The organism is Actinacidiphila acidipaludis (assembly GCF_019890725.1).
Lineage (GTDB): Bacteria > Actinomycetota > Actinomycetes > Streptomycetales > Streptomycetaceae > Actinacidiphila > Actinacidiphila acidipaludis.
The window spans coordinates 118,808-133,445 of the sequence record NZ_JAINZZ010000003.1 but is presented as its reverse complement, the minus strand read 5'-3'; the positions used below and the strand labels follow the sequence as shown (position 1 = coordinate 133,445).

11 protein-coding genes are annotated in these 14,638 nt (G+C 73.3%); 6 read left to right on the top strand and 5 right to left on the bottom strand.

The features are described 5' to 3' along the window. Positions 1–133: 133 nt before the first annotated feature. Positions 134–4,045, top strand: coding sequence for a S41 family peptidase (locus K7862_RS37270; RefSeq protein ID WP_262412617.1), 3,912 nt, complete (start codon positions 134–136; stop codon positions 4,043–4,045). 180 nt (positions 4,046–4,225) lie between these two features. Here K7862_RS37270 and K7862_RS03895 read toward each other — a convergent pair whose 3' ends face one another. From K7862_RS03895 to K7862_RS03880, 4 genes are all read right to left on the bottom strand, one after another. Further along, complete coding sequence (locus K7862_RS03895) at positions 4,226–4,444, bottom strand: hypothetical protein (RefSeq protein WP_222960619.1); 219 nt, start codon at positions 4,442–4,444, stop codon at positions 4,226–4,228. Positions 4,445–4,550: 106 nt separating this feature from the next. Continuing rightward, positions 4,551–5,453 carry an SDR family oxidoreductase gene (locus tag K7862_RS03890; RefSeq protein ID WP_222960618.1) on the bottom strand — a complete coding sequence of 301 codons (903 nt, stop codon included), beginning with the start codon at positions 5,451–5,453 and terminating at the stop codon, positions 4,551–4,553. Beyond that, complete coding sequence (locus K7862_RS03885; protein ID WP_222960617.1) at positions 5,450–6,415, bottom strand: alpha/beta fold hydrolase; 966 nt, start codon at positions 6,413–6,415, stop codon at positions 5,450–5,452. Before K7862_RS03885 ends, K7862_RS03890 begins: the two co-directional genes overlap by 4 nt. Next, on the bottom strand, positions 6,412–7,917 hold the full coding sequence (locus K7862_RS03880) for a flavin-containing monooxygenase (RefSeq protein ID WP_222960616.1): 1,506 nt from the start codon (positions 7,915–7,917) through the stop codon (positions 6,412–6,414). Before K7862_RS03880 ends, K7862_RS03885 begins: the two co-directional genes overlap by 4 nt. A 243-nt stretch (positions 7,918–8,160) precedes the next feature. Between K7862_RS03880 and K7862_RS03875 the strand changes: the two genes are divergently transcribed. The 5 genes from K7862_RS03875 (at position 8,161) to K7862_RS03855 (ending at position 11,872) form a co-directional block, all read left to right on the top strand. Continuing rightward, positions 8,161–8,934, top strand: a complete 774-nt coding sequence (locus K7862_RS03875; RefSeq protein WP_222960615.1) for a MerR family transcriptional regulator — start codon at positions 8,161–8,163, stop codon at positions 8,932–8,934. A gap of 170 nt (positions 8,935–9,104) precedes the next feature. Beyond that, positions 9,105–9,314, top strand: coding sequence for a DUF2630 family protein (locus tag K7862_RS03870; protein ID WP_222960892.1), 210 nt, complete (start codon positions 9,105–9,107; stop codon positions 9,312–9,314). Next, positions 9,311–9,622 carry a GNAT family N-acetyltransferase gene (locus K7862_RS03865; RefSeq protein ID WP_222960613.1) on the top strand — a complete coding sequence of 104 codons (312 nt, stop codon included), beginning with the start codon at positions 9,311–9,313 and terminating at the stop codon, positions 9,620–9,622. Before K7862_RS03870 ends, K7862_RS03865 begins: the two co-directional genes overlap by 4 nt. Before the next feature lie 79 nt (positions 9,623–9,701). Continuing rightward, a complete protein-coding gene (locus tag K7862_RS03860) occupies positions 9,702–11,309 on the top strand; it encodes an AlkA N-terminal domain-containing protein (protein WP_262412616.1) in 1,608 nt (535 codons plus the stop codon). Beyond that, positions 11,306–11,872, top strand: coding sequence for a methylated-DNA--[protein]-cysteine S-methyltransferase (locus tag K7862_RS03855; protein ID WP_222960609.1), 567 nt, complete (start codon positions 11,306–11,308; stop codon positions 11,870–11,872). The genes K7862_RS03860 and K7862_RS03855 overlap by 4 nt, the downstream gene beginning before the upstream one ends. 68 nt (positions 11,873–11,940) lie before the next feature. Here K7862_RS03855 and K7862_RS03850 read toward each other — a convergent pair whose 3' ends face one another. Beyond that, positions 11,941–14,580, bottom strand: a complete 2,640-nt coding sequence (locus K7862_RS03850; RefSeq protein ID WP_222960607.1) for a YfhO family protein — start codon at positions 14,578–14,580, stop codon at positions 11,941–11,943. Between the last annotated feature and the right edge of the window lie 58 nt (positions 14,581–14,638).

Genomic DNA, 14,638 nt, shown 5'->3' with positions numbered 1-14,638 from the left:
CCTGGGGGTGCCGGGCGCGGGCAGGGCGCGGGCGGTCGGCCGCCGGAGCGCGGGGCGCGTGTACGGCGGATCGGGGTATCGCGGGGGCGCACCCCTGTCCGAAAAGTTGCTGGGCCTCCGGGCGCCCCGAACCATGGGAGGGGTGAGCGATGGCGCGTACCTCCGGTTCCCGCACCTGAACGGCGACCTCGTCTGCTTCGCCGCCGAGGACGACATCTGGGTGGCCCCGCTCGGGCCGCCCGGCGGACCTCCCGGGCGCGCGTGGCGGGTGACCGCGGACCGTACACGGGTGGGGCCACCACGCTTCTCGCCGGACGGCGGCACCATCGCGTTCACGAACTGGCGCAGTCTCGACCCCGAGGTCTACCTCGTCCCGGCCGAGGGCGGCCCCTCGCGTCGGCTGACGTACTGGGGCAGCACCGACACCCGCGTGTGCTCGTGGACGCCGGACGGCCACGTGCTGGCCGTGTCGTCGCACGGCAAGCCGTTCGCGTACCACACGTGGGCGCACAGCGTCCCGGCCGAGGGCGAGCCCGGCGCCCCGCTGCCGTGGGGTCCGGTCTCCGACATCGCCGTCCAGGACCGGCCGTGCGCCCGGGGCGGCGGCACCGAGCGCCGCACCCTGCTGCTGACCGGCACGCCGCCGCACGAGCCGCACGCCTGGAAGCGGTACCGCGGCGGTGCCACCGGGCGCCTGTGGCTGCACGGTGAGCGGCTGGTCCCGGACATCGACGGGCATCTGGCGTCGCCGATGTTCGTCGCGGGCCGCATCGCGTTCCTGTCCGACCACGAGGGCATCGGCAACCTGTACTCCTGCGCGACCGACGGCAGCGGCCTGCGCCGCCACACCGACCACGCCGACTTCTACGCCCGCAGCGCGTCGACCGACGGCGAGCGCGTGGTGTACCAGTGCGCGGGCGAGCTGTGGGTGGTCGAGGACCTGGCCGACCCGGACGCCCTGCCGCGCCGCCTGGACATCCGGCTGGGCGGGCCCCGAAGCGGGCGCCGCCCGTACCAGGTGCCGGCCGCCTCGAACGTCGACGGACTGGCCACCGACCGCACCGGGCGGGCGAGCGCGGTGTGCGTCCGCGGCAGCCTGTACTGGCTCACCCACCGCGACGGCCCGGCCCGCACCATCGCCGACGAGCCGGGCGCCCGGGTGCGGCTGCCGAGGATGCTGGGCGACACCGGCCTGATCGCGTACGTCACGGACGCGGAGGGCGAGGACGGCATCGAGCTCGCGCCGCTGCCGGGCCGCGCGGCGCGGACGCTGTCCCGTGAGCGGGAGGAACTGGGGGAACTGGATGAGGGGGGCCTCGGCGAGGTGGCTGAGGTGGCGGCCGGTGCGGCGGCCGCCGGGGACGCGGTGCAGGTGGGGGCGGGGGCCCGCCGGGGGTCCACGCGGTGGACCGGGCAGGACGAGGGGACCGGCGCAGGACCGGACGGTCCGGGGCCGCCGGACGGCGGCACGGGGCCGGAGCGCACCGGGCCGGACGGGGCTGGGGCGAGCGGTTCCGGGGCGGACGGATCCGGCGCTAGCAGTTCCCGGGCGGACGGTTCCGGCGTGGGCCCGTCCGGTCGGGAGGGCGGCGGCACGGAGCGGCCCGGGCCGCGGCCCGAGGCGCTGGTGGAGGGGGGCGCGGGGGACGGCGGTGCCGGTGACGACGGCTCGGCGGACGACGGCTCGGAGGAGGGCGGCTCGGGGGACGGCGGCCCGGGGGGCGGCGCGGCGACGGGACCCGCGGCCGGATCGGCGGACGGGTCAGGGGCCGGGTCTGGCTCCGGCGACGTGCGGGACGTGGACGACGTCCGCGTCCGGCTGGCGACAGGACGCCTGGGCCGTGCCCTGGAACTGGTGTCCTCGCCGGACGGCGGCACTCTCGCCGTCGCCTCGCACGACGGCCGGCTGCTGCTGGTGAGCACCGGTGTGGGGGACGACGGCGACGGCTCCGTCGGCTCGGGGACGCGCGGGCCGGCCACCGGCGAGGGTGACTTCGACGACGACCGGTTGACGCACGGCCGCCCGCCGGTCGCGCGGCCCGCGGGCACCGTCCAGGAGCTGATCCGCTCGACCAACGGTCCCGTGCGCGACCTGGCGTTCTCCCCGGACTCGGCGTGGCTGACGTGGTCGCACCCCGGGGTGGGCCGCTCGCTGCGTTCCATCAAGATCGCCCGGTTGTCCGATCACACGATCCTCGACGTGACCAACGGCCGTTTCGAGGACGAGCAGCCGGTGTTCACCCGCGACGGCCGCTACCTGGCGTTCCTGTCGTGGCGCGGTTTCGACCCGGTGTACGACGTGCACACCGGCGACCTGTCGTTCCCGCTGGGCTGCCGCCCCTACCTCGTGCCGCTGAACTCGGCGACGCCCTCGCCCTTCGCCCTGCGCGTCGAGGGCAGTCCGGTCGGCTCCGGCCTGGACCCGGGCGAGGCGGTCGGCGACGGGCCGGTGGTCGTCGAGGCCGAGGGTCTGCCGAACCGGGTGACGCCGTTCCCGGTGGCCGCGTCGAAGTACTCGGCGCTGGAACCCGTGCAGGGCGGCCTGGTGTGGCTGCGCTGGCCGATCTCCGGCGCGCTGGGCGAGACGTTCGTCAACCCGGCCGACCCCTCCGCGCGGCCCACGCTGGACTACTTCAACCTCGGGAAGTCCAAGCGCACCGAACTCGTCCACCACATGGACTGGTACGCGGTGAGCGGCGACGGCCAGCGTCTGGCGGTCTTCGACGAGGGCGACCTCGCGGTGCTGCCCGCCACCGAGCGCGGCGACGACGACTCGACCGTCTACGTCGACATGCGCCGCATCCTGCACGAGGTCGAACCGACCGCCGAATGGCGTCAGTCGTACGCCGAGGCCGGGCGGCTGATCCGCGACTACTTCTGGGCGCCCGACATGTGCGGCGTGGACTGGCCGGCGATCCTCGACCAGTACCGGCCGCTGGTCGAACGCGTCTCCACGCCCGACGAGTTCGCCGACCTGCTGCGGGAGGTCCTCGGCGAACTCGGCACCTCGCACGCGTATGTGCAGCCCGCCCGCCGCAGCGAGGGGCCGCCGCACTACCAGCGCCCGATCGGCCTGCTCGGCGCGGACTTCCAGCACAACAAGGACGGCACGTGGACGGTGCTGCGGATCCTGCCCGGCGAGTCCTCGGACTCCAAGGCGCGGTCGCCGCTGGCCGGCACCGGCATCCGGGAGGGCGCGGTGCTCACCCACGTCGACGGCCGCCCGGTCGACCCGCAGGCCGGGCCGTTCCCGCTGCTGTCGGGCGCCGGGGGCACCACCGTGGAGCTGACGTTCCTCCCGCCGGGCGGGCGGGGCGCGCCGCGCAGGGTCGCCGTCGTCCCGCTGATCGACGACCGGCCGCTGCGTTACCAGCACTGGGTCGCCCGGCGCCGCAGGGTCGTGCGGCGGCTGAGCGGCGGCCGCTGCGGCTACCTGCACATCCCGGACCTCGGCGGCTCCGGCTGGGCGCAGTTCAACCGGGACCTGCGCAAGGAGGTCGCGTACGACGCGCTGCTGGTGGACGTCCGCGGCAACGCCGGCGGCAACATCAGCGAACTCGTCATCGAGAAGCTGACCCGCAAGGTCCTCGGCTGGGACCTGACGCGCAACGCCCAGCCGGTCTCGTACGCCGGCAGCGCGCCGCGCGGGCCGATCGTGGCGGTCGCCGACGAAGCGACGTCGTCCGACGGCGACATGATCACCGCGGCCTTCAAACTCCTGGGCCTGGGACCGGTGGTGGGCCTGCGCACGTGGGGCGGGGTCGTCGGCATGACCGGCCGGCACCGGCTGGGCGACAACACCGTCATCACCGTGCCGATGAACGCCGCCTGGTTCGACGCCTACGGCTGGGCGGTCGAGAACCACGGCGTCTCGCCCGACATCGAGTGCCTGCGTACGCCGCTCGACTGGGCGGAGGGCCGCCACGGCCAACTCGCCGTGGCCGTGCGGACCGCACTCGACCTGCTGGAGCGGCATCCGGCCGCCGTGCCGCCGGACCTGTCCACGCGACCCAACCGGGCCCGCCCCGAACTCCCGCCGCGCTGACCGGGGTTCCCCCCCTTCCGGTCTTCCGGACGGCTCGGCAGACTCTTCCGGACGGCTCGGCAGGGCGACCTGTCGCGGGCAGCGAAGAAGGGGCACCCCGGGGGGTGCCCCTTCCCGTGTCACTGCGTCCGACTGCGGCGCACGCGCCGTCGTCGTCGGCGACCGTTCAAGTCAGGCCGTTCAGGCCCAGTCCTGCTCTTCCTCGGCGTCCCGGTCCATGCGCTCACGCGCACGGTCCTCGAACTCGGAGCCGCGCTGCGGGTCACGCTGGCCGCGCTCGCGGTCCATGCGCTCCTGCTGCTGGGGGTTGGCGGACTTGTCGCGCTTGTTGCCGACCGCGCCCTTGGCCTGCTCCTCGTACTGGGTGGCCTGGTCCTTGAACTGATCGAAAGCGCCCATGGTTACTCCTCCTGGAGTGTGTGGGAATGGGGCCTCGACAAGAGTGACATGACCGGACAACCCCCGCATCCTGGGACAATTACCGCAGGTCAGCGGCCGGTTACTGTTACCGAGCGTGATCGATCGATGATCGCTCGGCCTCGTCCGCCGCCCCACCGCGGCCGACCAGGCCCCTGGGAGCACCGGCGTTGCGCGCCAGCGCCGGTGCCGCACGCCGCATTTCGCGGCGTCCCATGGGTCCGCCGATGATCGACGGCAGATAGCCGCGCAGCGGCTGCATCCCGCGCAGCCACCACTGTCCGTACACGTGCGGCGAGCGGCGGACGATGCCCTCCACGAGCCGGTCGACGGCGGGCTCCAGCGGGTAGGTCCGGTTGGCGGGCCAGGGCAGACGCGACCGCATCAGGCGCAGCGCCTCGTCCTCGTCGGCGCCGCGCACCATGTCGGTGTCGGTCCAGCTGAGGTAGCCGACGCCCACCCCCACACCCCGGTGGCCGAGTTCGGCCCGCAGGCTGTGCGCGAACGCCTCCACGCCCGACTTGCTCGCGCAGTACGCGGCCATCATCGGGGCGGGGGTGATCGCGGCGAGGGAGGCGATCTGCAGCAGGTAGCCACGGGTGGTGACCAGCGCCGGCAGGAACGCGCGGGCGGTGGCGACACTGCCCAGCAGGTTGACCTGGATGACCCGGTCGAACGCGTCGGCGTCGGAGTCGAGGAACGGACCGCCGGTGGCGACACCGGCGTTGGCCACGACGACGTCGATGCGGCCGAAGTGCGCGAGCACCTCGGCGGCCACCGTCTTCATCGCCTCGCGGTCCGTGACGTCCGCGGTCCAGTGGGCGGCGTCGCCGGGCAGCGACTGCGCGACCTTCTTCAACTCGTCGGGTTCCAGGCCCACCAGGGCCACCCGTGCGCCGCGGGCCGCGAGCTTGCGGGCGATCATCTCCCCCACGCCGCGGGCCGCTCCGGTGACGACGGCCACCCGGCCGTCCAGCGATCGTCCGCTCATGCGGTCTTCTCCTCCTTCGCCAGCTCCTGCTGCTGTTCGGGCTTCCCGGCCGCCTGGTCCGCGGCGGGCGCCAGGTGCCGGGCGGCCAGGTCCCGGATGACCTGCGCGACGGCGGGCGGGTCCTCGATCGGTGTCATGTGGCCGAGGTGTGGCAGTTCGGTCAGGGAGACCAGCTGCGGCAGGGCGGCGGCCATGCGGTGGGCGTGCGACTTGGGGGTGAGCTTGTCGGAGGTGCCGACCAGGACGGCGGTGGGCGCGCCGATCGCGGCGAGTTCGCGGTCCAGGTCGAGCAGGGCCAGCACCTGTCCCCAGGCCGAGCGGTGACGTGGGCGGCATGCGTGCACGATGCGCGCGGTGAAGGTCACCTGCGCGGGTGACGACGCGGCGCCCAGGACGCCGTACTTCAGCGCGGCCTTCGAGACGGGGGTCACCGGTCCGAGTGGCAGCCGGGAGACGAGCAGTTGACGGTGCAGGACGCGCCGCAGCCACCGCCCGCCGAACCGGGGCGGCAGCACCTCGGTGCTGCCCAGCAGGCGCCCGCTGCCGGTGCTGGCGAGCAGCACCGCGGCCGTGCGGGTGGTGACCGGCACCCGCCCGGATGCCGCCATGATCGTCATACCGCCCATGGAGTGACCTGCGAGCACGGCCTGTTGACCGTCGGGGACGACGGTTTCCAGTACGGCTTGCAGATCATCGGCCAGGAGGTCCGTGCTGTAACCCGTGCGGGTGGCCGGCCCGCCGCTGCGGCCGTGGCCGCGCTGGTCGTAGGCGACGACGCGGTGGTCGGCGGCCAGCAGCCGCACGACCGGCGCCCAGAAGAGCGTGGAGCACGTCCAGCCGTGCGCCAGTACGACGGTGGGACCATCGGCCCGCCCGTACTCCTCGACGTGCAGGCGCGTTCCGTCCGCTGATACGACGGTGTGCTCACGGCGGGCACGCACCGCCTCGTAGGGCAGGGTCATGAGACGGCCTCCACCGATCGCTCCTGGGCGGCGACCGGCGCCAGCACCTCGTACTCCGACAGCTTCAGTTCGCGGGTGGCCCGCCGGAACTCGGCGGTGGTACCCGGCCAGGCGGTGGTGTTGCGGCCGTTGGCGTCCAGGTACCAGCTCTTGCAGCCGCCGGTGTTCCACACCGTGCGCGACGCCCGTCGCTGCATCTCGTCGTTCCACGCCTTCACTGCGTCCGGCTTGGCGTCCAGCGCCGCGCCGCCGCTCGCCGACAGGGCCCGCAGGTAGGAGGCGACGTAGTTGAGCGACGATTCGATCATCAGGATCATCGAACTGTTCCCCAGTCCGGTGTTCGGACCGATGATGAACAGAAGATTGGGAAATCCGTCCACCGTGCAGCCGCGCAGGGCCGCCATGCCGTCCTTCCAGTGCTCGCTGAGCCTGCGGCCGTCGGCACCGATCACCCGGTCGCCGATCGGCATGTCGGTGACGTGGAAGCCGGTTCCGAAGATGATCGCGTCGACGTCCCGCTCGGCGCCGTCCGCGGTGACCACCGTCGAGCCGCGCACTTCGGTGAGCGCGGAGGTGAGCACCTCGGTGTTCGGCTGCGCGAGCGCCGGATAGTAGGTGTTGGACAGCAGGATGCGCTTGCAGCCGATGGTGTAGTCGGGGGTGAGCCGGGCGCGCAGGTCCGGGTCCTTCACCGAGCGCCGCAGGTGGTTGCGGGCGATCTGCTCAGCGGCCTTCATCAGTTTGGGCCGCTTGACGAACGCGCCCACCTGGAACTCGCGGATCAGCCACAGCAGTCCGCGCCTGGCCTTGGCCGTGCCCGGCACGATCCCGTGCAGCCGGCGCTCGACGGCGCCGATCGGCCGGTCCATCCGCGGCATCACCCACGGCGGGGTGCGCTGGATGACGGTCAGCCGGCCCACCTCGGGCTGGATCGACGGCACGATCTGGATCGCCGAGGCCCCCGTGCCCACCATGGCGACCCGCTTGCCCTTGAGGTCGAAGTCGTGGTCCCAGCGCGAGGAGTGGAAGACCCGCCCGGGGAAGTCCTCGATCCCGGGGATGTCCGGGATCTTCGGGTCCGACAGCGGCCCGGTGGCGGAGACGACCACGTCCGCGGTCAGTTCGCCGGCCGCCGTCGTCAGGTGCCAGCGGCGGGCGCCGTCGTCCCAGCGGGCCTGCAGCACCTCGGCGCCGAACCGCAGATGCGGCCGCAGCCCGAAGGTGTCGGTGACCCGTTCGAGGTACGCCCGGATGTGCTCCTGCCCGGAGAAGGCCCGCGGCCAGTCCGGGTTGGGCGCGAAGGAGAACGAGTAGAGGTGGGAGGGGACGTCGCAGGCACAACCGGGGTAGCTGTTGTCCCGCCAGGTCCCGCCCACCGCGTCGGCGCGTTCCAGGATCACGAAGTCGGTGATCCCTTCCCTGCGCAGTCTGACGGCGGCCCCCAGTCCGCCGAACCCTGACCCGATCACCGCCACCCGCACGTGTTCGAGGTCGCCGTCCACCTGGCACCGCCCTTCGACCGACTGACTGAACCGCCTGAGCTTTCCGCGTTACCGTCTCGTCCGACAATCACGCCAGCAATCACTGGCACGGTCGTACAGTCGGACTGTAGGGCACGCGAGTTACCTGCGGTAGGGGATCGGCGGAATTCTTACCGCCCGGTAAGTCTCCTGGCCGCTCCCCGCACCGGGCGCGGCGCCCAGGAGCGGGCCGATCACGCGTTCGCCAGCGCATAGGCTGACCGGGTGGACGACAACGACGGCACCGGGACCCGCGAGTACCGCGTCGAGGAACTGGCCGAGGCGGCCGGAATCCCCGTCAGGACCCTGCGCTTCTACCGCGAACGCCGCCTGCTGCCGCCCCCGCGCCGCGACGGCCGCATCGCCTGGTACTCCGAGGACCATCTCGCCCGGCTGCGCACCATCGCCGCCCTTCTGGAGCGCGGCCACACCCTGGGCGGCATCGCCGACCTCATCGCCGCCTGGGAGAAGGGCCGCACCCTCGACGGCGTCGCCGAACAGCTCGGTCTGGAGGGCGCCCTGTCCGCGCCCTGGTCCGACGAGACCCCGGTAAGGCTCACCCCCCAGGAGCTCGCCGATTACTTCGGCGAGGACGTCAGTCCGGAGAACCTCACGTCGGCCCTGGAGATCGGCTACATCGCGGTCGACGGCGAGAACGTCCTGCACATCAGCCGCCGTCTGCTGGACGCGTCCGCCGCCTTGGTGCGCGAGGGCGTGCCGCTGTCCGCCGTGCTGGCCGCGGGCCGCGAGGTGCGCGGTCACGTCGACGCCATCGCCGAACTGTTCACCCAGGTCGTGAAGACCCATGTGCTCAGTTCGCTCGCCGACCTGCCGCCCGACGAGGCCCATCGCATCGCCGAGGCCCTGCAGCGCCTGCGCCCGCTCGCCAAGAACATCGTGGACGCCGAGATGTCGCTGGCGATGGACCGCCGGGTGCGCGCCGAGATCGAGCAGTGGGTGCGCGAGCAGACTGAGGCCGGCGCCGCCGCGGCGGAGTGAGGGTCAGAGGCGGCGGACGACGTTCCCAGGGGGACGGTCTGCGGCGCGGCGCGCGACCTGCAAGAGTGGAAGAGCCGGACCGTCCGGAAACGGAACTCTGGAGGTGCCTTTCCGTGGAACAGCCCCACGACGTCAACGCCGAAGCGGCCATCCTCAGCCGCATCAACAAGATGGTCGCCGACGAGAAGACTCTGCGCGACCTCCTCGCCCAAGGCTCCATCGAGGGCGGGACCGAACACGAGCGCCTGGCGGCGCTGGAGCGCGAACTCGACCAGTGCTGGGACCTGCTGCGGCAGCGCCGGGCGCTGAAGGAGGCCGGCGAGGACCCGAGCGGCGCCCGCGTGCGGCCCTCCTCGACCGTCGAGGGTTACCGGTCGTGAGCACGCCGGACGTCACCGTCACCGACGTCCCCGACGCGCGGCGGTACGAGGCGCGCATCGGCGGCGAGCTCGCCGGGATGGCCACCTACATGCGCACCCCGGACATGATCGTCTTCGTCCACACCGAGGTCGAGTCCGCCTGCGAAGGGCACGGCGTGGGGTCCGTTCTGGCCCGCACGGCGCTGGACGAGGCCCGCGAGCTGGGGCTGCGCGTGGTGGCGATCTGCCCGTTCATCGACGGCTGGATGCAGCGGCACCCCGAGTACGAGGACCTGCGGTTCGAGCCCGCGAGCCGGGTCGCCGACTGAGCGGACCGCACCCCGCCACCGGGGTGCGGCCTCTCGTCCTCCGGCTCCCGGGCACCGCGCGGACCTGCGGCGGACCTCGATGTCGGATTCTCGCCAGACCAGGACCCTGACGACGGGCGATGCTGGTGGGGTGCATACGGACTTCGACGCCTGCGTACGCGCCGTCCAGTCGAAGGACGCCCGGTTCGACGGGTGGTTCTTCACGGCGGTGCTGACCACCCGCATCTACTGCCGGCCCAGCTGTCCGGTCGTGCCGCCGAAGGTCGAGAACATGACCTTCTACCCCAGTGCGGCCGCCGCCCAGCAAGCCGGCTTCCGGGCCTGCAAACGCTGCCGGCCCGACGCCAGCCCGGGCTCGCCGCAGTGGAACGAGCGGGCCGACCTGGTCGCCCGCGCCATGCGGCTGATCGCCGACGGCGTCGTCGACCGCGACGGCGTGCCCGGCCTGGCCTCCCGGCTCGGCTACAGCGAGCGCCAGATCGAACGGCAGCTCCTCGGCGAACTGGGCGCGGGCCCCCTGGCGCTCGCCCGGGCCCAGCGCGCCCAGACCGCACGGCTGCTGACCGAGACCACGACCATGCCGATGGGCGAGATCGCCTTCGCCGCCGGGTTCGCCAGCATCCGGACCTTCAACGACACCGTGCGCGAGGTCTTCGCGCTGTCCCCGAGCGAGCTGCGGGCGCGCCTCGCCAAGGGCCGGCCCGCGGCGACGGCGGGCACGCTCGCGCTGCGGCTGCCGTTCCGCCGCCCGCTGACCCCGGACAACCTCTTCGGGCACCTGGCCGCCACGGCGGTGCCGGGTGTGGAGGAGTGGCGGGCGGGCGCCTACCGGCGCACCCTGCGCCTGCCGCACGGCCCGGGCATCGCCGCGCTGCGGCCGCAACCCGACCACATCGGCTGCCAACTGTGGCTGACCGACTGGCGCGACCTCGCCCAGGCGATCAGCCGCTGCCGCCGCCTGCTCGACCTGGACGCCGACCCGGTGGCCGTGGACGCGCTGCTGTCCGCCGACCCGGTGCTGGCGCCGCTGGTCGCCAAGGCCCCGGGACGGAGGGTCCCGAGGGTCGCCGACGGACCGGAGTTCGCGGTGCGGGCGGTCCTGGGGCAGCAGATCTCGACGGCCGCGGCCCGCACCCACGCCGGGCGGCTGGTCGCCGCGTACGGCGAGCCCGTCACCGACCCCGCCGGCGGCCTCACCCACCTGTTCCCGTCCCCCGCCGCCCTCGCGGACCACGACCCGGCCTCCCTGGCCATGCCGCAGAGCCGCCGGAACACCCTGGCCGCACTGGTACGGGCGCTGGCGGGCGGCGAGCTCGACCTCGACGTGGGCAGCGACTGGCAGCGCGCCCGCGAGCAGCTCGCCGCGCTGCCCGGGTTCGGCCCCTGGACGGTGGAGACCATCGCCATGCGCGCGCTCGGCGACCCCGACGCGTTCCTCGCCACCGACCTCGGCGTCCGCTACGCCGCCCGCGACCTGGGCCTGCCCACGACACCCGCGGCCCTGACCCGGCACGCCGCCGCCTGGCAGCCGTGGCGCGCCTACGCGACGCAGTACCTGTGGGCGACCGGCGACCATCCGATCAACATCCTGCCGCCGGACGGCGAACCGGCCGCCGGTCCGACAAGCATTCTTCCGACGGGCATTCCGGTGACCGCCGTTCCTCCGATGAAAGGTGTGGCGCGATGACGACCACCACCCCGGCCGCTGAGGCCATTCCGGCCACCGCGGCCGCTTCACCGACGGCCGCCCCCTCCGGGACTGTTCACACCGTCGTGGACAGCCCCTGCGGGCCGTTGACGCTCGTCGCCCGGGAGGGTGGGCTCGCGGGCCTGTACATGACGGAGCAGCGGCACCGGCCCGGCGACGAGACCTTCGGCCTGCTCGACGACCATCCGGTCTTCGAGCAGGTCGTCACCCAGCTCGCGGAGTACTTCGCGGGCGAGCGCACCGGCTTCGACCTCGACCTGCGGCTGTCGGGCACGCCGTTCCAGCAGCGCGTCTGGTCGGCCCTGCGGGACATCCCCTACGGCGAGACCGTCTCGTACGGCGAACTCGCCGACGTGCTGGGGCAGCCCGGTGCCTCCCGGGCGGTGGGCCTGGCCAACGGCAAGAACCCGGTCGGCATCATCGTGCCCTGCCATCGCGTGATCGGCGCCAACGGCAGCCTCACCGGTTACGGCGGCGGCCTGGACCGCAAGCGCTGGCTGCTGGCCTTCGAACGCGGCGCACACCAGCCGACGTTGATCTGATGCTGATCCGACATCGGATCGACGGACCGCGCATGCCACCGGATCGGGTGACATGCGCGGTCCGTTCGTCAGATGACCGCTTCTTCGGGCAGCACCGGCGGTTCCGCGGGCGCGGGCGAGCCACCGGCGCCGGCCGGCCGCCGCCGCGACCGCCACCACCCGAAGCCGGCGAGCCCCACGACCCCCAGCAGGCACGCGCCGCCGACCGCCTCGCCCAGGTGCAGACCCGGCGGGGTGAACGCGCACGAGATGCCGGTGCTGCGCCCGTCCAGCGGCACCGACAGCAGCCCCATGTAGGAGCGCCCGGGCTGCGACCCGTTCCCCACCGAACAGCTCCATCCGGTGATCGCCGGCGCCGCGATCACCGCGAACCCTCGCGCGCCCTGCGGCAGCCGAGCGCTGATCCCGTCATCGGTGACGTGCACCTGGGTGGCGGCCGAGGCCGCGATCCGCTTTTCCGCCGCCGCCAGTCGCGACAGCGACAGGCACCCGACGCCCTGGGGAGAGACGGTGCTGACCCCCGGCGAGGCGTGCAGCAGCACGAAGAGGCGGCCACCCTCCGGGGTCGGGCCGAGGCGCTGCATCGGCGCACGGTGGCTGGGCAGCGCGCCACGCCAGATCAGCTGCTGCTGGCCGTCCATGCCCACGTCGCCCATGAAGTTCGGCGCCCAGAAGTAGACGTCGGTGCGCGCCGGGCACGACGTCGCGATCCGGTAGTCGCGGCCCTTGCCGCCCGCCTTGCCGCCGGGCGTCCGGTACACACCGCCGGCCGACAGCGGCACCGGCTTTCCGGAGCCGTCGGTGAGGGCGATGCGGCCGGCGGTGTAGACGCCGCTGCCCAGCAGCAGTTCCTGGTTGCGGTAGGGCGACCGCACGAACCTCGCGGGCGGCGCGGCCGTACGCACGGTGACCAGGGGCGGCACGTCCTCGTGGACGACGGATGGCGGAGCCGTCTGCGGGATGTGCGAGGTGTGCGGGTCGCGCGGTGAGCGCAGCCGGGCGCCGACGGAGAAGATCACGTCGGTGACCGGGTTGTCGAGGCTCTGCAGGTTGCGTCCGTGCGAGGTCCAGCCGTCGCCGAGCGCCAGCATGGTGCGGGTGTACACGTCGGCGGTGAGGCTGCTGTAGTACTGCGCACCCTGACCGCCGACGGCCATCGGGTCGTTGCCGACGGTCTGCTCGCGCCCGGGGTCGGTGCGGCGGTCGGGCCAGTCGTCGGCCGAGGCGATGGTCTCGCGCTGCCAGTCCTGCCGCTGGCCCCACACGGCGTAGTCGTCCATGGCGGCGACCCGCTTGCGGTCGATCCACGCGTTGCTGAGCGCGATCTGCCCCACCTGCGCGACGACGAGCACGCCGATCGCGATCGCCGCCGGTACGGTGCGCCGGGCCGGTCCTTCCAGGCTGTCGGCGGCCCGCCGGAGCACGGACAGCGCGCCCACCGCGGCCACCAGCCCGACGCCCAGCATCGGGTAGGTGCCCAGGCCCGCCAGCGAACCGGGCGCCCCCAGCGCGGCGATGCCCGCGACCACCGCCATCACCCCGGCGCCGCAGGCCAGTTGCCGCGGGCTGGGCAGGGCGTGCGAGAGGGCCAGCCAGGCGGCGATCACCAGCACCCCACTGAGCACGAACGTCTGCCGGTAGGGGCTGCCGTTGGGTGTCGTGAAGGCGTGCCACATCAGATGGGTGGGACGCCACTGGAAGGACGCGGCGATGGCGATCGCCATGACCGTCCACACCACCCGGGTGCGCCGCGGCACCGCCGAGTGGAACGGCAGCACGAACGCCAGCAGCAGCGCCGCGGTGTCCACATAGGTCGACGGGCTGGAGAACCCGTAGGTGCCGGGCAGCAGCCGTACCAGCAGGTCCGTCCACGGCAGCGGGTGGAAGACCGCGTGGTGGAGCGGGTAGGCGAGCTTGGTGCCCTTGACGATGGTCAGCAGCAGCGGCGCGGTCAGGCCGACGCCGAGCACGGTGGTGACGGCGGCCCGGACCAGCGTCAGCAGCCGCACGCGGGTGGTGGTCCGCGGGTCCTGGTCGGTGACGAGCCGGGCCACCAGCACGAGCGCGGCACCGATGGTCGCCATGTAGGCGATGTAGAAGTTGGCCGTCCAACACAGGGCGACGATCACGATCCCCCAGATCTGCCGCCGCCCTTCGCGCGCCCACTCGCCGACCATGCACAGCACCGGGAACGCGATGAGGCCGTCGAGCCACATGGGGTTGTACGAGGCCAGCATCAGCGTCCAGCCGCACAGCGCGTAGGACGCACCGAGAACGCCCGCCGCCCAGCGCGGACCGGGCCGCAGGGTCAGCAGCAGGCACGCCATGGCGGCGGCGGCCGAGACGATCTTGAGGACCGTGATGACGTACACGGCCAGGTCGATCTGGTCCCGCGGGAACACCGCGACGAGTGGGGCGAACGGACTTGAAAGGTATGTGCCGAAGTCGGGGAGGAAGCTGCTGCCGTACCCCGACTGCCAGTTGAGCAGCCAGCCGCCGTCGGCCCTGCCGTGCAGCAGGTCCCACAGGTGGGCGTGGAAGGGGACGAACTGGTTGCCGAGGTCGTTGACGTCCCGCGTCCGCGGCCCGAACGGGTACTGGCGGGCGACGACGTCTCCCAGGCAGAACGCCACCGCCGTCACACATGCGGCGATGACCGCCGCACGCAGGCGGTCCGCGCCGCGCGAGGGAATGTCCTGAAGTGCCATCGGTCCCCCGGTGCGCACGAAGTCCGTGATGTCGCCGCATCGTAGGCCCGGTCATACG

Bases quoted from the DNA above. Each gene is read 5' to 3' on its own strand.
- K7862_RS03870 (WP_222960892.1), top strand. From the start codon at position 9,105: ATGGTCGCCGACGAGAAGACTCTGCGCGACCTCCTCGCCCAAGGCTCC.
- K7862_RS03895 (WP_222960619.1), bottom strand. From the start codon at position 4,444: ATGGGCGCTTTCGATCAGTTCAAGGACCAGGCCACCCAGTACGAGGAG.
- K7862_RS37270 (WP_262412617.1), top strand. From the start codon at position 134: ATGGGAGGGGTGAGCGATGGCGCGTACCTCCGGTTCCCGCACCTGAAC.
- K7862_RS03885 (WP_222960617.1), bottom strand. From the start codon at position 6,415: ATGACCCTGCCCTACGAGGCGGTGCGTGCCCGCCGTGAGCACACCGTC.
- K7862_RS03890 (WP_222960618.1), bottom strand. From the start codon at position 5,453: ATGAGCGGACGATCGCTGGACGGCCGGGTGGCCGTCGTCACCGGAGCG.
- K7862_RS03855 (WP_222960609.1), top strand. From the start codon at position 11,306: ATGACGACCACCACCCCGGCCGCTGAGGCCATTCCGGCCACCGCGGCC.
- K7862_RS03850 (WP_222960607.1), bottom strand. From the start codon at position 14,580: ATGGCACTTCAGGACATTCCCTCGCGCGGCGCGGACCGCCTGCGTGCG.
- K7862_RS03860 (WP_262412616.1), top strand. From the start codon at position 9,702: ATGTCGGATTCTCGCCAGACCAGGACCCTGACGACGGGCGATGCTGGT.